This is a genomic window from Mesorhizobium sp. M4B.F.Ca.ET.214.01.1.1, from assembly GCF_004791545.1.
Taxonomy (GTDB): Bacteria; Pseudomonadota; Alphaproteobacteria; order Rhizobiales; family Rhizobiaceae; genus Mesorhizobium; species Mesorhizobium abyssinicae.
Genome location: NZ_SRUX01000002.1, coordinates 251,291 through 268,579, shown reverse-complemented (window position 1 = coordinate 268,579; position 17,289 = coordinate 251,291). Strand labels below are relative to the sequence as shown.

Genomic DNA, 17,289 nt, shown 5'->3' with positions numbered 1-17,289 from the left:
ATCGGCTAACCTGATCTCCCGAGAGCGATTGATCACACTCGGGAGTTTTCATGGACATTGCGACCCTGCTTGCCTTCGCGGCAGCCTTCTTCGTCTTTGCCGCGAGCCCAGGTCCGGACAATATGACGATCGTCGCCCGCACCCTCTCCAATGGCGCCGCGTCGGGCATCGCCTACGGCGCGGGCACGGTGGTCGGCATCCTCATCTTCCTGGCGCTCGCCGCCTTCGGCCTGTCGATCATCGCCGCCAAGATGGCGATCGTCATGACCATGCTGCGCTATGGCGGCGCGGCCTATCTGATCTGGATGGGCATCAGGCTGTGGACTGCCGTGCCAGTGGTGCCTGACCTGCAGCCCGTCTCCGGCCGGCGGGGCCTGCTGGCGACCTTCGCCACCGGCGTCGCGCTCAATCTCGGCAATCCGAAGATGCCGTTGTTCTATGTGGCGCTGCTGCCGAACGTGGTCGGCGCATCGCTCGCACCCGGTCATCTCGGCGTGCTGGCAATGGTGATCCTGGTCGTCGAGGCGGTGGTCATCGGCGGGCATGTGCTTCTCGCCGGCCGCGCCCGCGGCCTGCTGCGGACGCCCGCCGTCGTGCGCCGCGTGAACCGCGCCGCCGGTGGCGCGATGATCGGCGCCGGCGTGGCCGTGGTCGCCACGCGCTAAGGGGAGCGCTGACCGCCGGCTCCCGGCCCAGGAAGGCGGGTGCTCGCCTGCGATTGGCCATCGCGGACCCGAACTGTGAGTCCATAGTCTGTGTCTCCGAGCCATCGCGCCGACTCGCCAGTTGACATAGGCACGCTCACGTCCTAGAAAAGAGACAGACCTGTCTCATCACGGGGCGATGCCATGGCACCCGCACGCACCTCGGCCAAACGCCAGCACGTTGTCGACACCGCCTATGCGCTGTTCAAGCGCGACGGCTTCCATGCCACCGGCATCGACCGGATCATCGCCGAGGCTGACATCGCGAAGATGACGATGTACCGGAATTTCCCGAGCAAGGACGAGTTGATCGTCGCGGTGCTGGATCATCGCGCCCGCCGTTTCGAGCGCCAGCTCGACCGGCTCGCGACGGCAGCCGCGACGCCCGGGCAAAAAATCGCGACGATCCTCGACTGGCACGAGCGCTGGTTCCGCAGCGCCGATTTCCATGGCTGTCTGTTCGCGCATGCGCTGGCCGAGTTCGGCGATCCCGCCCACCCGGTGTTCAAGGCCGTCGCCCGCCAGAAGAATGGCCTGAGGTCGCGCATGCAGGCGATCCTCGAGCAGACGATGCCGCCGGAGCGGGCGGAGGGCGCCGCGGCGGCGCTGCTGATGCTGATCGAGGGGGCGACGCTGCTGGCGCAGATGGGCGAGGCTGACGCCGCCATCGGCAATGCCCGCAAGGCAGCGGCCGCCATCATCGCGGGCGCGTGGGGGCGGCAATGAGCGCGGCGGTCATCGGGCTGGCGCTGTTCGCCGCCATCCTGCATGCCAGCTGGAACGCCTTCCTGCGGACGGGGGCCGACAGGCTGTGGACGATCACGGTCATGAGCTTTTCCAGCACGTTCATCGCCATTCCCATGGCGCTTTTTCACGCGCTTCCGGCCGCGGCCGCCTGGCCCTATGTCGTGCTCTCGGCCGGCCTGCAGGTCGGCTACAGCGTGTTCCTTGTCGCCGCCTACCGCTATGGCGAGCTGGGGCAGGTCTATCCGATCGTGCGCGGCAGCGTGCCGTTGCTGGTTACGCTTGGCAGCTTCCTCATGGCCGGCCAGCGGCTCACCACGCCGGAGATCGCCGGCGTCGCGCTGGTCGCCTGCGGCATCATGGGACTGTCGCTCGGCAAGGGAAGGGCATCGACGACGTCGATCCTCTACGCGCTGGCGACGGGCGCGATCATCGCCGCCTACGCGACCGTCGATGCGATCGGCGTCCGCGCCGCCGGCGACAGCGGCGCCTACACTGCCTGGGTGCTGCTGATCTACGGCGCCCTGCTGCCGGCCACCTTCGTCATGCTGCGCGGCAGGCTCATCGTCGACTTCAGCGCGCCGGAAACCCGCAAGGCGCTGGCCGGCGGCCTGTTCGCGCTGCTTGCCTACGGCGTGGTGGTCGCCGCCTTCGCGCTCGGCCCCGCCGGCCCGATCACCGCCATCCGCGAAACCAGCGTCGTCTTCGCCGCCTTCATCGGCCGGTTCTTCCTCGGCGAGCAACTGACGCCGCGCCGCGTCGGCGCCTGCGCCGTCGTCGCGCTCGGCGCCATCTGCCTCGGCTACCAGGCGTGAGCGGCGAAGGGGTTCGACCGTATCATCCCGTACGCGTGGCGGAGAGGTAAGCGCAGATCAGCTCGACCAGCTGCTTGCGCAGCTCCGGCGCGTCCAGCATGTCGCGTCGCGCTGCATTGTGGATCACGCCCTCGACCGCCGACGACAGCACGCGCGCGATCGTCTCGACGTCTTTCCGGCGTCGGCGATACTGCGCCACGGCGGCCGTGTAGTGTTCGAGATAGCGGGCCTGGAACGAGGCATGCGCGGCGCGCGAGCCGCGGTCGCCTGGGGCTTCGTCGAGCAGCACCTGATGCAGCGTCGGATGGATGCTGTGCGCCTCGATCATGCCGCGCACCAGCTCCTGCGCGAATCGCCTGAGCGGTTTGCCGCCTTCGGCTGATTCGGCGATCACCGACAGCACCTGATCGAAATGGCGGCGCCGGATCGCTTCGAGCAGCGACAGCTTGTCGGGAAAATATTGGTAGAGCGAGCCGATGCTGACGCCGGCCGCCTCGGCCACCTTGTTGGTGGTGAAGCCGGCCCATCCGAGCTCGCTCAGAACATGAGCACCCGCCTCGATGATCGCCTCGACGGTTGCCCGCGAACGCGCCTGGCGCGGCACCTTACGCATGCGCATGCGCGGCTTTGCAATGCGAGTAGACATGTTTGCTCCACGTCGCGAAAATATAAACAACATACTCACATTTCGAAAAAAGGAACACCGGCCATGAGCGCGCTTGACTTGCTTCGCAGCCTCTTCGCCTATCAAGCCTGGGCCAACGACGAACTGCTGGAGAAGCTCGCACACCTCGACCCGGATGCGCACGCGAAGGAGCGCCACGCAGCGATCCGTCTCCTCAACCACAACCTTGTCGTCTCGAAGATATTCGCCGCGCATCTTTCCGGCACGCAACACGGCTTTGCCTCCGACAACACCGAGAAGACGCCGTCGCTCGACACGTTGCACGGCGATGTCGCGGCGATGGATCGCTGGTATCGCGACTATCTGGAAACCGTCTCGCCCAATCTACTCTCGGAGCCGATGCCGTTCGCCTTCACTGATGGCGACAAGGCGATGATGTCGCGCCAGGAAATGCTGACCCATGTCGTCATCCACGGCGGCTATCATCGCGGCGAGATCGGCCGCATCGTCGCGCAAATCGGCGTCACTCCGCCCTGGGACACATTTGCCGTCCATCTCCATCGGACCGAGCCTTCGCGAAGGCTGCAGAAGGTGTGCGAGCCGGCCGGGCTGTGACGGCCCGAAAGCCTTGCATTTCAAGGGAAAAGCGGCTGCGCGAGGTGGCGGATAAGACCATTCCTTCGCGCCCCATTCAATCCTGCAGCATGGGCAACTGGCGAAAGCCGACGCGGCGTCCAATTTCCCCCAAGTGAGGAGTTGAGGAGCGGTCCGTGTCGCGAACGGAAAGCCAACGGTTTGGCTTGCCGAGTGACGAAAGTCGGTGGCACAGAGAGTGGCGTTGTCCTGCAGTGAATGCTGCTTCACCGCCACTTAGTTCGGGCAGAACATATACGAGCTAAAAGCTCGCATTAAGTTTTAAGTTGTTCTGCAGTCGCTCTATCAAGCAAGCCGATACGACAGCTCTTCGGGTGAACGCGCACGACCGCCGCCATAGCTAGGAGTTCCCATGCTTGACGAGAAGATCGCATGAGTCGCGAGGCTTCAAATTTCTCTCGCGGAAGTTCGCGGCGGGCTGGGAAGAATCTCTGCGCACGTTAGTGCCGATCATTGCGAGCATGCTTTCGCCGTAACCGAAATTTAATCTGCGAAATTCAGTGTAATGCTTCGCTGGCTAGAAAGCCGCGAGTCAGATATGCATGAGCATGCCGGATCACTGACGATCGCCGGCAAAACGCAAGGGGCATCGCATGGCAAAGACGACAAGCAAGGCGCCGGCGGCGAAAGCGCCGGCAAAGAAAGCGGCACCGAAGGCTGCCGCGAAACCCGCAGTGAAGAAGGCAGCGCCGAAGGCAGCCGCCAAGGCTCCGGCGAAGGCAGCGGCGAAACCCGCCGCCAAGAAGCCGGTCGCCAAGGCCGCGGCCAAGCCCGCCGCCAAGGCAGCGGCGAAGCCCGCAGCCAAGGCAGCAGCGAAGCCTGCCGCCAAGGCAGCGAAGCCTGCCGCCAAGAAGCCTGCAGCCAAGGCAGCGGCCAAGCCCGCCGCCAAGGCACCGATGAAGGCGGCCGCCGCCAAGTCGGCGTCTGCAGTGAAGAAGGCAGCTCCGGCAAAGAAGCCGGCCGCCAAGAAGTGATCGCGTAGCTTCGCTCGCTACAAGGACAGGTGAGGGCGGGTGCCGTCGGTGCCCCTCTCGCCGGTTCGGCGTCGCTGGCGAAGCTGGAGCGCACGCTCCCCCTAAAGCTCCCGGGACTTTGCCGTCGGCAAACTTCCGGGAGCTTTTTTGTTGTCCGGCTTCGCCAGCAATTCGTTTCCGGCGCATTGGCTGTCCGGTTTCGCGACACTGGCCGTTGTCTTGCCGGCCATGATCGGTCAACAGTGCGCGCAGACAATCAGGAACCCGACCATGCCGAAGCTGCTCTACGCCTCCACCTCTCCCTACAGCTCGAAGGTCCGCATGGCCGCGCTCTATGCCGGCATCGCCATCGACCTAGTGCCGGTCAAGACCGAGGAGAAGCCGGCCGAATTGATCGGCGCCAATCCGCTCGGCAAGATCCCCGTGCTGGTCCTCGACGACGGCCGCTCGATCTACGACAGCCGCGCCATCACCCAGCATTTCAATCGCGTATCGAAGAACGCGCTGTTCCCGCGCAATCCCGACAAGCGGCTCGAGGCCGAGGTGCTGGAGGCGCTTGCCGACGGCATCTGCGACTGCGCGCTGTCGATGGTCTACGAGCGGCGCACGCGGCCGGAAGAGATGGTCTATCAGCCGTGGCTCGATCGCCAGTGGGCGAAGATCACCACCGCGCTCGACCTGCTCAACGCCAACCCGCCGAAGCTGCCCAAGAAGATCACCGCCGGCCAGATGGCGCTGCGCGCCACGCTCGGCTATCTGGCGCTGCGCTTCGCCGGCAAATGGGAAAAGGGCCGCGGCCGGCTGACCCGCTGGGCGGCGCGCTTCGACGAGAAGTTCCCGGAACTGAAGCCGGCAGTGCCAGGCTGAGAACTGCGATCTCCCCGGGGGACGCTTGTGTGGAGAGTGACCGTCATGGTCGCTCTGCGACACGCCTCCCCTGAACTGCCTTGCGTTGCGAGCCTTTTCAGGAAGGGGCAAGACCTGGATCAGGCTCGCCCGGCGTTGACGACGCCGGGACCGAGATGTTCCCCGAGGCGCGACGTAGCAAGAAGTTTGCGATCAGAAACGCCTGTCCGAGAACTGCCGCGTATCCGGCCAGGATAAGCGCGCACGGAACGACGAAGTTCAGTTGCGGCGCCGTGCCGAGCACTACGGGCATCGTCCAGGACACAAGGGAGACGACGCCGCAACCAACCAAAGTGCCGTGCATGCGGGGTGTCATGCCGACAAGGAGTTGGCTGCCGATCCGCCGACGCACAAAAGGTATGACCAGTTTGTGGATGGCGACGCCATTGAGGGTAAGGATCGCAACGATCACGACCTTTGCCCAGATCTTCGGGTTCGTCAGTTTTTCCGGCTCGGCGAAGTGATACAGCACGAGGAATCCCAGCCCCGAGACCCAAAGCAGACCGAGTCCCAGAGCCACGAACTTGCTGACCCACTCCACATTGTCGGCGAGTTCGGTCGTCACGGGGGTCTTTCGGTAGCGTGAAAACATGAGATCGAGGAAGACGGCCCCTCCGAACCCCAAAGTCAGACCCGCAAAATGAACCAGCCTGAGGCAGGTTCGGGCGTAAGAGGCCAGTGTGACCGGTGAGACGGTGAAGATTTCAGGACCGTTCATGTTGCCCGCCAAATTACATTCGCGCGTGCCCGCCGACCGGGAACGTCTCTTTTGTTGAATGACTTTGGCTGAGGCCGCCCAGGAGGGGACGCGCCGTTGGCTTGGTGGCTCGCCTTAGATTAAGATGATTATTTAAGTCAAGAATAATTGCAGCCTTTGGAAACGCCTTCCGTCGCCGGGTGGATCGAGAATTCCGCCCTTGCTTCCGGCTTGAATCTCCTCCTGCTTTCATGCTTGCTTGACGCCGCGCATTTCGCGGAGGGCTGAGCATGGCGAAGTCAGTCACCAAAACCAGCGTCGCGCCAGATCCCATGGTCGAGCGCCTGCGTGCAGCCCTTGGCCGGCGCGCCTTCACCGAACAGAAGATGTTCGGCGGCACCTGCTTCATGCTCAACGGCAACATGCTGATTGGCACCTCGAAACGCGGGCTGCTGGTTCGCGTCGGCAAGGCGGCGCATGAAGCGGCGGTCGCCCGTCCGCATGCGCGCCCGATGGAAATGGGAGGGCGCGGGATGGAGGGTTACGTCCACGTCGCGCCGGAAGGCACCGCGAGCGCAGCCGATCTCGCCAGCTGGCTCGATCTCGCGCTGGCCTTCGTCGAGACGCTGCCGACGAAATCGAAGCCAGCCAAGGTCGCAAAGAAGCGAATGTGAGTTGATGGAGCAGCCTATCTTGGGCTGCATCGACTGGTGTCGTGAACCGGCTCGGCAACGCGGCCGGCGGGAGGATTGCGATGGCGTTTCTGACGGGACGTTGCATGTGCGAAGCGGTCACCTGGACCTATTCCGGGGACATCACCCGCAATCTGGTCTGTCATTGCGCCGATTGTCGGCGCGCCACGTCCGCCCCGCTGACGGCCTTCCTCGGCATGCGGCCGGAGCAGGTGAGTTGGACCGGCGAGATCAGGCACTTTGAAAGCAGCCCGAACACCTTTCGCGGGTTCTGTCCGGCCTGCGGTACGAGGCTCTATTTCCGCTCCGACACATGGCCTCGCGAGATCCACGTACACGCCGCCACCATGACCAATCCGGACGACTACCAGCCCGATGCGCAGGTCTTGACGCGATCGCGGATGAAATGGCTCGATCGGCTGCCATCGATACCCGCCCATGACGGCTTCCAGGAAAAGCCAGCCGATCGACCAGGCACCTGACAAGCTGATAGGTGCGGGGGCATCCGTTCAAGTGCAGGCACAAAAAAAGCCGGGCGCGAGGCCCGGCTTTTTCGTGTCGTGGCTTCGACGACTTAGAACTTCATACCGACGCCGAAGGTGACGCGGTTGTCCTTCGACTTGACGTTGCCGACATTGTCGAAGTCCTTGTCGCCGTAGTCGGTGTAGCGGTACTCGACACGGCCGAACACGTTGTCCGTGATCTTGATGTCGGTGCCGACACCGGCCGTCCAGCCGAGCATCGCCTTGCTGTCGCTGGAGACGCCGTCGTCGATCTTCTGGTTCTTGGCCGCAAGACCGCCGGTGCCGTAGAGCAGGATTTCCGGAGTCACGGAATAACCGAGGCGAGCGCGCAGCGAGCCGTCCAGGCCGCCCTTGGCTTCGACGCCGGCGCTGGAACCCTTGACGCCGTTGTAGCCGAGATCGGCTTCAGCACCGTACACGAAGTTCTCCTGCTGCCACTGGTAGCCGCCGAAGACGCCGCCGACAAAGCCCTTGGTCTTGATGTCGGGGCCGCCGGAAACGTCGGCATGGCCGCTGAAGCCGTAGCCGGCGCTCAGACCGAGATACGGACCGGCCCAGGAAGCGACGGGGAGTTCGGCAACCGGGGCGGGCGCCGGCGGCTCTTCAGAGACGACGTCGGCTGCGTAAGCGGTACCGCCGAGGGCGAAGAGCCCGAGGGCAACAGCCAGCGGCCGTGCGAATTTGAGATTGGCTTGCATTGTTCTTTACTCCTTAAGCCACAGGACACGTAGGCTTGTTGTTCATGAGCACCCCAAGACCCGTCCGGGGGGATAAACGGACCCGGCGCTCAACGGTTCCGAATGTCGTGTCGAAATGCGGCTGAAGCGAACCTGAACTTGGGTCATTCCCCGGCGCGAATGAGGCTGAACCGTGACGTTGCATCTTCGCAACAGCGAAATGTCAGCAGCGCTTTCATGCTGCGCTGCACGCGGCTTGGTACAAGGAGTCGAGCATCCTATATTGCGATCCTGCCGGCGCGAATCCGGATCACGCAAAGGTTGCGGCGAGGCCGCTTCGCCACATTCCCGCCCCAGGTGGAAACGGCGTTTAACCCCTCAGCCGGTCATAATGTGCCGGCTGGTGGAATCGAGGCGCCGATTGAGGATTGACAGATGACCAAGACCGCGACGGCGCTGGTGACCGGTGGCGCAAAACGGATCGGCAAGGCGATCGTCGAGGATCTGGCGGCACACGGCTTCGCGGTCGCCATCCACGCCAACCGTTCGGGCGCCGAGGCCGAGGCGCTGGCGGAACAGATAAGGGGCAAGGGCGGCCGCGCCGCGGTCGTCGCCGCCGACCTCACCGACATGGATGCGGTCGGCGATCTCGTCGGCCGCGCCGAGGCGGCGCTTGGCCCCGTCACGCTGCTCGTCAACAATGCCTCGCTTTTCGTCGACGACAGTGTCGAGGATTTCGATTGGCAGGCTTGGGACCGCCACTTCGCCATCCATGTGAAGACGCCGGCGCTGCTGGCGCAGAATTTCGCCCGCGCCCTGCCGGAAGGCGAGGAGGGGCTGATCGTCAACATCATCGACCAGCGCGTCTGGCGCCCGACGCCGCGCTATTTTTCCTATGCGCTGTCGAAGTCGGCGCTGTGGACGCAAACCGAGATGCTGGCGCAGGCGCTCGGGCCTCGCATCCGCGTCAACGCCATCGGCCCCGGCCCGACGCTGAAGAGCGTCCGCCAGGACGATGATGATTTCGCCGCGCAGCTCGACGGGCTGATCCTCAAGCGTGGCCCGGATTTGACCGAATTCGGCGCTACCATCCGCTATCTCTGGCAAGCGCGCTCGGTCACCGGCCAGATGATCGCGCTCGACGGCGGCCAGCATCTTGCGTGGCAGACGCCCGATGTGACAGGCATGGTGGAATGAGTCCCGCAGAGCAAAAACACAAGACGCGCGGCGCTGCCGACGACCTGCCCCCCGAGATCGATCTCGAGGACGATGCGGCCGAGGAGATCGTGGAGCCGGAAGCCGTCCCGGCCGGACCGGACGTCGCCTTCACCGCCATAGACTGGACGCCGCATGCCGGAGACGCCGACGGCATGGTCGGCGCCGAGGTGATCCAGACGCTGGTCAAGCGGCTGCCTAACGCGCCCGGCGTCTATCGCATGATGAACTCTGCCGGCGATGTGCTCTATGTCGGCAAGGCGCGCAGCCTGAAGAAGCGCGTCACCAACTACGCGCAAGGGCGCTTCCACACGCTGCGCATCGGCCGCATGGTGCGCGAGACGGCGACGATGGAGTTCGTCGTCACCCGCACCGAGATCGAGGCGCTGCTGCTCGAGGCGAACCTCATCAAGCGGCTGCGACCCCGTTTCAACGTGCTGATGCGGGACGACAAATCGTTCCCCTACATCCTCTTGACCGGCGACCATGTCTCGCCCGGCATCTACAAGCATCGCGGCGCGCGCTCGCGCAAAGGCGACTATTTCGGCCCCTTTGCCTCGGCCGGCGCGGTCGGCCGCACCATCAACTCGCTGCAGCGCGCCTTTCTTTTGAGAAGCTGCACCAATTCCTTCTACGAGAACCGCACCCGGCCGTGCCTGCTCTACCAGATCAAGCGCTGCGCCGGTCCGTGCACCGGCGAGATCTCGCATGAGGATTATGCCGGGCTGGTCGCCGAGGCGAAGGATTTCCTCTCCGGTCGCAGCCTCAAGGTGAAGACCGAGATCTCGACCGCCATGCAGCAGGCGTCCGAGGAGCTCGATTTCGAGCGTGCCGCCATCTATCGCGACCGGCTGGCCGCGCTCTCGCATGTGCAGGCGCATCAGGGCATCAACCCGCAAACCGTCGAGGAGGCCGACGTTTTCGCCATCCACCAGGAGGGCGGCCAGACCTGCATCCAGGTGTTCTTCTTCCGCACCGGCCAGAACTGGGGCAACCGAGCCTATTTCCCCAAGGCCGACCCGGCGCTGGAGGGATCGGAAGTGCTGGGCTCGTTCCTGGCGCAGTTCTATGACGACAAGCCGACGCCGCGTGCCATCCTGCTCTCGCTTGCCGTCGAGGAGCAGGATCTGCTCGCCGAGGCGCTCTCGACCCGCGCCGGCCGCAAGGTGTCGATCTCGGTGCCGCAGCGCGGCGAGAAGAAGGACCTGACCGACAACGCGCTGCAGAACGCGCGCGAGGCGCTCGGCCGACGGCTGGCCGAAACCTCGACGCAGGCGCGCCTGCTTACCGGTTTTGCCGAGACCTTCGGCCTGGCCAAGCGGCCGGTGCGCATCGAGGTCTACGACAACTCGCACATCATGGGCACCAACGCCGTCGGCGCCATGGTCGTTGCCGGGCCCGAAGGTTTCGTGAAGAACCAATACCGCAAATTCAACATCCGCTCGACCGAGATCACGCCTGGCGACGATTTCGGCATGATGCGCGAGGTGATGGAGCGGCGTTTTTCGCGCTTGCTGAAGGAGCATGGCGATGTCCAGCCCTCAAGCGAGGTGGCGGCTGCCGAAGTCGAGGACGAAACGGCCGACGATCTTGTCGGCGGCAATGGAGCCTTCCCGGCCTGGCCCGACGTCATCCTGATCGACGGCGGCCAGGGCCAGATGACGGCGGTGCGCAAGATCCTCGCCGATCTCGGCATCGAGGACCGCGTCGCCGCGATCGGCATCGCCAAGGGCCAGGATCGCGACGCCGGCCGCGAGCGCTTCTTCGTCCGGGGCAGGGACTCCTTCACCCTGCCGGTGCGCGATCCCGTGCTCTATTTCGTCCAGCGCCTGCGCGACGAGGTGCACCGCTTCGCCATCGGCTCCCACCGCGCCCGCCGCAAGAAGGAGATGGTCAAGAGCCCGCTCGACGAGATCGCCGGCATCGGCCCCGGCCGCAAGCGAGCGCTGCTTTTGCATTTCGGCACCGCCAAGGCGGTCAGCCGTGCCGCGGTCGAGGATCTGGTCAAGGTCGACGGCATCTCCGAGCAGATGGCGAAGCTGGTTTACAACCATTTTCATGACAGCTGACCATTCTTGCGCCTATTTTCGGCTGACCAATCGAATCTGCCCTGTTGACCCCCCACATTCCCTTCTGATTTGAGTACGCAGGCAGAAAGAGTTCCCGAGAAGATGGCCCAGCGCGCGTTCAACCTGCCGAATATCCTCACCTACGCCCGCATCATCGCGGTGCCGCTGGTGGTGCTGTGCTTTTTCCTCGAGGGCCATCTGAAGTCTTCCGACTTCGCCCGCTGGTCGGCGCTGGCCATCTTCCTGCTCGCTTCCATCACCGATTATTTCGACGGCTATCTGGCGCGTGCCTGGCAGCAGACCTCCAACATCGGCAAGATGCTCGACCCGATTGCCGACAAGCTTTTGGTCTCGACCTGCCTGCTGCTGCTTGCCGCCGATACCGACCGCCATGCCGGCATCGCCGGCTGGTCGCTGTGGGCGGCGATCATCATACTGTGCCGCGAGATCCTGGTCTCGGGCCTGCGCGAATATCTGGCGGCCCTCAAGGTCTCGGTGCCCGTCACCCAGCTCGCCAAATGGAAGACCACCATCCAGATGGTCGCCATCGCCTTCCTGCTCGCGGGTCCCGCCGGCGACAAGATCTTCCCGCTGACCACCCAGACCGGGCTGGTGCTGCTATGGATCGCGGCGCTGGTGACGCTCTACACCGGTTACGATTATTTCCGCGCCGGCCTCAAGCACATCATGGACGAGTGAGATGGCCACCAAGCTCATCTATTTCGCCTGGGTGCGCGAACGGATCGGCAAGCCGGAGGAGGATGTCGAACTTCCAGCCGGCATCGAGACGGTGGCCGACCTGCTGCGTTGGCTGAAGTCGCGCGGCGAGGAGTACGAGAACGCGCTGCAGTTTCCCGACGTCATCCGCGTCGCCATCAACCAGGAACATGTCGGCCACCGCGAGAAGATCGCGGGCGCGCGCGAGATCGCGCTGTTCCCGCCGATGACCGGGGGCTGAAACCGTGCCCGGCGCCGTGCGGCCGACCGTGCGCATCGAGGCGCAGGATTTCGACGTCGCCGCCGAGATTGCCGGACTGACCAAGGGGCGTGCCGACATCGGCGCCGTGGTCACCTTCTCCGGCCTTTGCCGCGACGAGCAGGGGGCGCTTTCGGCGCTCGAGCTCGAGCACTATCCCGGCATGGCCGAGGCCGAGATCGGCCGCATCGCCGCCGAGGCGATCGAACGTTGGCCGTTGCAGGGGCTGACCGTCATCCATCGTCACGGCAGGATCGCGCCCGGCGAGAACATTGTGCTGGTGGTGGCTGCCTCAGCCCACCGCCATGCGGCATTCGAGGCGGCGAATTTCCTCATGGATTACCTCAAGTCGCGCGCTCCCTTCTGGAAGAAGGAGCATCATGCCGACGGCTCCGAGGGCGGCTGGGTCGAGGCCAAGGAGGCCGACGACGAGGCGGCCAGCCGCTGGACGACCAAGCCGGCCGATTAAATCCGCCCCGTGGCCATGCATTGACCGCAATCCTGAAGGATTCTTCCCCTTGCTGGCGCAACCTAGGGGAGCTGGGTCATGCTGGACAGGATCGCGGAATTCTTCATCTTCGGCCTGGTGCCCTTGGTCGTCGGCGTGCTTGCAGTGCCGGAACTTCCCGATGCCGCCGAGAAGACACTGCAGGGCGAGGCGACGTACCGCGAGCGCATCGCGCTGCCGCCCAATGCCGTGCTCTCCGTCCAGCTTGCGGACGTGTCGCTGGCCGATGCGCCGGCAGCCATCATCGGCGAGCGCAAGGTTGCGCCCGCCGGTCAGGTGCCGATCAGGTTCGAGATCGGCTTCGACCCGCAGGTGATCCGGCCGAACATGACCTATGCGCTGCAGGCGCGCATCACCGTCGACGACAAGCTGCTCTTCACCACCGACACGCGCCACCGGGTCGATCCGCTGAGCGACAGGCCGCAAAGCATCATGCTGAAGATGGTGGCGTCGAGCGATGCGCCGGCCGACGCGCTGCTCGGCCAGAGCTGGCTGATCGAATATATCGACGGCATCGGCGTGATTTCGCAGCCGCAGGCGACGTTCCGCGTCGGCGAGGCCGGCAAGGCCGGCGGCAAGGGTCCTTGCAACGCCTATTTCGCCACCGCCAAGGTGGACGGCGAAAAGATCGCCATCAGCGACATCGGCTCGACCTACATGGCCTGCGCCCCGGAGGTGATGGCGCAGGAGAAGGCGCTGTTCGAGGCGCTCGCCAAGGCCGCCTCCTACCATATCGACGCCGGCAAGCTCATCATCGCCGACAAGGACGACCGCGTCATACTGCGCTTCAACGCGGCGAGTTAGTCCTCGACAGTTTCGTATGGGACTGGGGTGACAGAGGGCGCGCGAAGCATCACAGGTTTTTCAGCTTGGTTCTGCGCCATCCTGGCGGCGACCTCGCCCCCGGGCAGGGCCGTCCGTTTGTAGGCGCCGACACGCGGACGCCTGCGGCGGACACGGAGGCGGCCAACGAGCATGCGAATCTGAAGGACCGCCAACCGAAGTGACGGGAACCCGCCGCGAGGGGCGGCGGGGCATCCAGGCGGGCGCTACTCGTCTTAGGACAGGCTGCGGTTGATCTCGTCTTCGTCGAAGACGCCGGCAGCAAACAGCGCCATCGCTTGCGCCGCCAGATCCGCGGCTTCGGCACTGCCGGCGCCGATGCCCCGCTCCTGGCAGATGCGGTCATAGACCCGCTTCAGCAAGGCAAGGTCGTCAGGGTAGGCAATGCCGCTCGTGGAAACCTTGGGATCGATCATCGCCCGCTTCCTGGTGGAAGGGCGGAAGCGCGATACTCGCTCACAGCCGGCGATGCCCTTGGTCAGTTATCGCCGATGACATCAAGTTAGCGCTCCAGATGGGCCTGTCTACCTTGGAATCGAAAAGGCGGCGCCGGACCGGCCGGCTGCCGCCTTCATTCCTGCGTCGTGCTGAACGGTTCAGCCGACGATCTCGGTGTCCGAGAACCAGTACTTGATTTCCTGCGCGGCGGTTTCCGGCGCGTCGGAGCCGTGCACCGAATTCTCGCCGATCGACAGCGCATGCACCTTGCGGATGGTGCCCTCGGCGGCGTTGGCCGGGTTGGTGGCGCCCATCACTTCGCGGTTCTTGGCGATCGCGTTCTCGCCTTCCAGCACCTGCACGATGGTCGGCGCCGAGGACATGAATTCCACCAGCTCGCCGAAGAACGGGCGTTCCTTGTGCACGGCGTAGAAGCCCTCGGCCTCACGGCGGCTCATCCACACCCGGCGGGAGGCGACGACGCGCAGGCCGGCATCTTCCAGCATCTGGGTGATGGCGCCGGTCAGGTTGCGCCGGGTCGCGTCCGGCTTGATCATGGAAAAGGTGCGTTCGATCGCCATTGGGTCGTCCTTGTGGTGAGAATGGAATTGGAGGTGGCGGGCTCTATACAAGCCGCATGGCGCCTTGCCAAGGGGAGGCGCCCACCCGCTGGCGTTCTGGCCAAGGACGGCGCTTTGCGCGACAATGGCGGCGTGCGGTCAAGAGCGAAGGAGCCGGGCACGGCACACGATGAACTGGCCTTACCTCAGACGCGGGGATATCGCCGGCATCCTGTTCGTGGCGGTGTTTGTCGGCGTCGCCCTCTTTGTCCTGCTGGTCTTTCCTGGGCTGGGGCCAAGGGAGAATTTCGGTTTCGGCCCGGAATGGCAATGCGCCCGCATGGAGCAGGGCGACCCGATCTGCGTCAAGCTCGTCGACAGGGACGGAGCGAAGTGATTACCGCTTGAGGACCACCGGCGCGCGCCGCTGCTCCCAGCCCTCGCGCTCCAGCGTCGGCACGCAGTCCTGTTCGCTGGGATAGCCGAGACAGAAATAGCCGATCAATGTCCATTCCGGCGGCGTGTCGAGAAGGGCGGCGATTTCGGCCGGATCGAGAATCGACACCCAGCCCATGCCGATGCCTTCCGCCCGCGCCGCCAGCCACAGCGTATGCACCGCCATGACCGCCGAATAGTCGATGGTGGCGGGCATGGTCAGGCGGCCGAGCCCATGGCCCTGCGCCGTCGTGCGGTCGGCGAAGACCGCGAACTGACAAGGCGCCTCGGCAAGCCCGGCGAGCTTCATGCGGGCGTAGAGCGCGGCGCGCTCGCCGGAAAAGCAGCGCAGCGCTTCCGCGTTGCAGCGCTCGAACGTGCCTCTCACCGCTTCGCGCCGCTCGGAACTGTCGACCACGACGAAGCGCCAGGGCTGGCTGAGGCCGACGGACGGCGCGACAGCGGCCAGCGCCAGCAGCCGCTCCAGCGTGCCGTCGGGCAGCGGCGTCGACCTGAAGCGCCTGACATCGCGGCGCCACTGCATCAGGCTGACAAGCCCGAGACGAAATTCGTCGGAAAAATCCGGGGCTGGTACCATGCCGCCGTGCTGCCTTCATTGTGTTAGCCGGGTCTGCCGGCTGCTTCTTCTTTGCCCCGATCAAGGCGGCCATGAGGCGCGCGAAACGACGCAGGCGGGTCCACTTTGTCGCATTTCGGGGGAGGGCTGCAGGGCAGCGTTTCCCGGGGGCGACCTCAGCGGCCCAGCATACTGCCTTACTGCCATGCTGCCTTACTCCCCTAGAATCGAATCCTTCGAGGGTTTAGGTAGGCCTGAACCTAACGCAGCGGGGCCGGAGAGATGAAACAGCATTTCATGATGTTTGCGGCCTACAACCAATGGGCCAACGGCCGCATCTACGAGGCTGCCGCCGACCTCGTGGACGAAGAATTCGAAAGGGATGTCGGCGCCTTCTTCGGCTCGATGGCGGGGACGCTCAACCATTTATTGGCCGCTGACCGCATCTGGATGAAGCGCTTCACCGGCGAGGGCGATGCTCCTTCGAGGACCGACGCGATCCTCCACCGCGCCTTGCCTGTGCTCTGGCTGGCGCGCGAGGCGGAGGACAAGAGGATCATCGGCTGGATCGAAGGCATGAGCGACAAGGCGCTCGCCGGCCGCTTCTCCTACATGACCCTTTCCGACATGCGCACCGTCTCGCAGCGGCTGGCGCCGGCGCTCAGCCACTTCTTCAACCACCAGACCCACCATCGCGGCCATGCGCACATGATCCTGACCGTGCTTGGCCGACCTTCCGTGCCGCTCGATCTGGTGCGGTTCCAGCGCAGCGAGGAAGGCCGCGCCTATGCCTGATTCCGCGGCTGGGGTTTCTATATTAGAAATGTCTAAATATTTAGAATAAAGCGCTACTTTTTGTGAAATGTTCAAAAACTAAGACTCGCGACGGCAGAACGAGCGTTGAAACTGGAATGCATCTCCAAGCGTAGCCCTTGATGCGCGAGCAACATTGTCGATTTTTGCCACAACGTTGCAGCGCAGGAACCAGAAGGGCAACAAGGGAGAGTGTCATGTCCAGTATCGTTCGGAAAATCTCCAGAGCATTTGCGGGCGGAACGATCGTCGTTATTCTCGCCTTTCCTGCGAGTGCGGCCGAAGTTGGCCTTGGTGGCCTAGGCGGCGTTTCGGTCGGCGGCAATGCAGCCAGCGCCAATGCGGGCGGCCCCAGCGGGGCCAATGGCAATGCATCCTTTGGCGGCAGCAGCACCAGCGCCAACGCTTCGATCGGCGGCACCAATGGCGCCAATGGCAATGCCTTGATCGGCGGAGGCGGCGGAGCGGCTACGGTGTCCCTGGGCGGCACCAGCGGTGCGGGCGCTGACGCGTCCCTGGGCACCGGCAACGGTGTCGACGCCGCCATAGGGACGACGTTCGGCGGTACCAGCGCCAACACAGGTATCGGGGTTGGAACGTCAGGGGTTCCTGGCATCCCCGGCACTTCGGCGACTGCCGGCACGCTGGGCCTGTCGAGCGTCGTCGCCAGCATGTCGAGCGGCCAGCTTGCGCGGATGAAGAAGCGCTGCGTCGACGTGCTGAGCAGCGAAGGCACCTATGACCGCGACCTGCGCCAGCTCTGCCTGCTGATCGCCCGCCGCTGACAAGTCCGGCGCCTGAACCGGCCGCGAGACTTTACGACGGCCAGCAGTCGGAAGCCCG

23 protein-coding genes are annotated in these 17,289 nt (G+C 64.7%); 17 read left to right on the top strand and 6 right to left on the bottom strand.

Features of this window, described 5'->3' with window-relative positions:
• Positions 1 to 50: 50 nt before the first annotated feature.
• The 3 genes from EN857_RS04610 (at position 51) to EN857_RS04600 (ending at position 2,263) form a co-directional block, all read left to right on the top strand.
• Positions 51 to 665: a LysE family translocator gene (locus EN857_RS04610; protein ID WP_127392422.1), complete on the top strand. Its 615-nt coding sequence runs from the start codon at positions 51 to 53 to the stop codon at positions 663 to 665.
• 183 nt (positions 666 to 848) lie between these two features.
• Entirely contained in the window at positions 849 to 1,430 is a 582-nt protein-coding gene (locus EN857_RS04605) for a TetR/AcrR family transcriptional regulator (RefSeq protein WP_127283596.1), read from the top strand.
• The gene (locus EN857_RS04600; protein WP_127392421.1) at positions 1,427 to 2,263 is read left to right on the top strand and encodes a DMT family transporter; all 837 of its coding nucleotides are present in this window, start codon (positions 1,427 to 1,429) and stop codon (positions 2,261 to 2,263) included. The genes EN857_RS04605 and EN857_RS04600 overlap by 4 nt, the downstream gene beginning before the upstream one ends.
• Positions 2,264 to 2,285: 22 nt before the next feature.
• On the opposite strand, the gene EN857_RS04595 is transcribed toward EN857_RS04600, so the two are convergent.
• Complete coding sequence (locus tag EN857_RS04595) at positions 2,286 to 2,876, bottom strand: TetR/AcrR family transcriptional regulator (RefSeq protein ID WP_127309368.1); 591 nt, start codon at positions 2,874 to 2,876, stop codon at positions 2,286 to 2,288.
• A 96-nt stretch (positions 2,877 to 2,972) separates the two neighbouring features.
• Here EN857_RS04595 and EN857_RS04590 point away from each other — a divergent pair, with 96 nt between their 5' ends.
• The 3 genes from EN857_RS04590 (at position 2,973) to EN857_RS04580 (ending at position 5,383) form a co-directional block, all read left to right on the top strand.
• A complete protein-coding gene (locus EN857_RS04590) occupies positions 2,973 to 3,503 on the top strand; it encodes a DinB family protein (protein WP_127393948.1) in 531 nt (176 codons plus the stop codon).
• Between the two features lie 632 nt (positions 3,504 to 4,135).
• Entirely contained in the window at positions 4,136 to 4,516 is a 381-nt protein-coding gene (locus tag EN857_RS34625; RefSeq protein ID WP_187331186.1) for a hypothetical protein, read from the top strand.
• A gap of 270 nt (positions 4,517 to 4,786) precedes the next feature.
• On the top strand, positions 4,787 to 5,383 hold the full coding sequence (locus tag EN857_RS04580; protein ID WP_127393946.1) for a glutathione S-transferase family protein: 597 nt from the start codon (positions 4,787 to 4,789) through the stop codon (positions 5,381 to 5,383).
• A gap of 97 nt (positions 5,384 to 5,480) precedes the next feature.
• Here EN857_RS04580 and EN857_RS04575 read toward each other — a convergent pair whose 3' ends face one another.
• On the bottom strand, positions 5,481 to 6,140 hold the full coding sequence (locus tag EN857_RS04575) for a hypothetical protein (protein ID WP_245493313.1): 660 nt from the start codon (positions 6,138 to 6,140) through the stop codon (positions 5,481 to 5,483).
• Positions 6,141 to 6,409: 269 nt separating this feature from the next.
• Here EN857_RS04575 and EN857_RS04570 point away from each other — a divergent pair, with 269 nt between their 5' ends.
• The gene (locus tag EN857_RS04570; RefSeq protein WP_128346192.1) at positions 6,410 to 6,793 is read left to right on the top strand and encodes a TfoX/Sxy family protein; all 384 of its coding nucleotides are present in this window, start codon (positions 6,410 to 6,412) and stop codon (positions 6,791 to 6,793) included.
• A gap of 80 nt (positions 6,794 to 6,873) precedes the next feature.
• Complete coding sequence (locus EN857_RS04565) at positions 6,874 to 7,293, top strand: GFA family protein (protein ID WP_127394158.1); 420 nt, start codon at positions 6,874 to 6,876, stop codon at positions 7,291 to 7,293.
• A gap of 92 nt (positions 7,294 to 7,385) precedes the next feature.
• Here the strand turns inward: EN857_RS04565 and EN857_RS04560 are convergent, their stop codons facing one another.
• A complete protein-coding gene (locus tag EN857_RS04560; RefSeq protein ID WP_127283681.1) occupies positions 7,386 to 8,033 on the bottom strand; it encodes an outer membrane protein in 648 nt (215 codons plus the stop codon).
• A gap of 414 nt (positions 8,034 to 8,447) precedes the next feature.
• On the opposite strand from EN857_RS04560, the gene EN857_RS04555 reads away from it, so the two are divergent.
• From EN857_RS04555 to EN857_RS04530, 6 genes are all read left to right on the top strand, one after another.
• Positions 8,448 to 9,209, top strand: a complete 762-nt coding sequence (locus EN857_RS04555) for an SDR family oxidoreductase (RefSeq protein WP_127283680.1) — start codon at positions 8,448 to 8,450, stop codon at positions 9,207 to 9,209.
• Entirely contained in the window at positions 9,206 to 11,296 is a 2,091-nt protein-coding gene (gene uvrC / locus EN857_RS04550; protein ID WP_128346193.1) for an excinuclease ABC subunit UvrC, read from the top strand. The genes EN857_RS04555 and uvrC overlap by 4 nt, the downstream gene beginning before the upstream one ends.
• Positions 11,297 to 11,398: 102 nt before the next feature.
• Positions 11,399 to 11,995, top strand: coding sequence for a CDP-diacylglycerol--glycerol-3-phosphate 3-phosphatidyltransferase (pgsA, locus tag EN857_RS04545; protein WP_127283678.1), 597 nt, complete (start codon positions 11,399 to 11,401; stop codon positions 11,993 to 11,995).
• Position 11,996: 1 nt separating this feature from the next.
• A complete protein-coding gene (gene moaD, locus EN857_RS04540; RefSeq protein WP_127283677.1) occupies positions 11,997 to 12,254 on the top strand; it encodes a molybdopterin converting factor subunit 1 in 258 nt (85 codons plus the stop codon).
• A 4-nt stretch (positions 12,255 to 12,258) separates the two neighbouring features.
• Positions 12,259 to 12,741, top strand: coding sequence for a molybdenum cofactor biosynthesis protein MoaE (locus EN857_RS04535; RefSeq protein WP_127392785.1), 483 nt, complete (start codon positions 12,259 to 12,261; stop codon positions 12,739 to 12,741).
• A gap of 78 nt (positions 12,742 to 12,819) precedes the next feature.
• A complete protein-coding gene (locus EN857_RS04530) occupies positions 12,820 to 13,584 on the top strand; it encodes a YbaY family lipoprotein (RefSeq protein ID WP_127392784.1) in 765 nt (254 codons plus the stop codon).
• Positions 13,585 to 13,838: 254 nt separating this feature from the next.
• Here EN857_RS04530 and EN857_RS04525 read toward each other — a convergent pair whose 3' ends face one another.
• Positions 13,839 to 14,039 carry a hypothetical protein gene (locus EN857_RS04525; RefSeq protein ID WP_127392783.1) on the bottom strand — a complete coding sequence of 67 codons (201 nt, stop codon included), beginning with the start codon at positions 14,037 to 14,039 and terminating at the stop codon, positions 13,839 to 13,841.
• Positions 14,040 to 14,219: 180 nt separating this feature from the next.
• Positions 14,220 to 14,642, bottom strand: coding sequence for a nucleoside-diphosphate kinase (ndk, locus tag EN857_RS04520; protein ID WP_127283673.1), 423 nt, complete (start codon positions 14,640 to 14,642; stop codon positions 14,220 to 14,222).
• A gap of 169 nt (positions 14,643 to 14,811) precedes the next feature.
• Here ndk and EN857_RS04515 point away from each other — a divergent pair, with 169 nt between their 5' ends.
• Positions 14,812 to 15,018, top strand: coding sequence for a hypothetical protein (locus EN857_RS04515; RefSeq protein WP_127392782.1), 207 nt, complete (start codon positions 14,812 to 14,814; stop codon positions 15,016 to 15,018).
• On the opposite strand, the gene bluB is transcribed toward EN857_RS04515, so the two are convergent.
• Positions 15,019 to 15,654: a 5,6-dimethylbenzimidazole synthase gene (gene bluB / locus EN857_RS04510; protein ID WP_127392781.1), complete on the bottom strand. Its 636-nt coding sequence runs from the start codon at positions 15,652 to 15,654 to the stop codon at positions 15,019 to 15,021. It lies immediately after the preceding gene.
• Positions 15,655 to 15,915: 261 nt separating this feature from the next.
• On the opposite strand from bluB, the gene EN857_RS04505 reads away from it, so the two are divergent.
• Together EN857_RS04505 and EN857_RS04500 are read left to right on the top strand one after the other, a co-directional pair.
• Positions 15,916 to 16,428, top strand: coding sequence for a DinB family protein (locus tag EN857_RS04505; protein WP_127283670.1), 513 nt, complete (start codon positions 15,916 to 15,918; stop codon positions 16,426 to 16,428).
• A 215-nt stretch (positions 16,429 to 16,643) separates the two neighbouring features.
• Positions 16,644 to 17,231 (top strand): hypothetical protein, encoded by a 588-nt coding sequence (locus EN857_RS04500; protein WP_127392780.1) that lies wholly within the window; start codon positions 16,644 to 16,646, stop codon positions 17,229 to 17,231.
• Positions 17,232 to 17,289 lie beyond the last annotated feature (58 nt).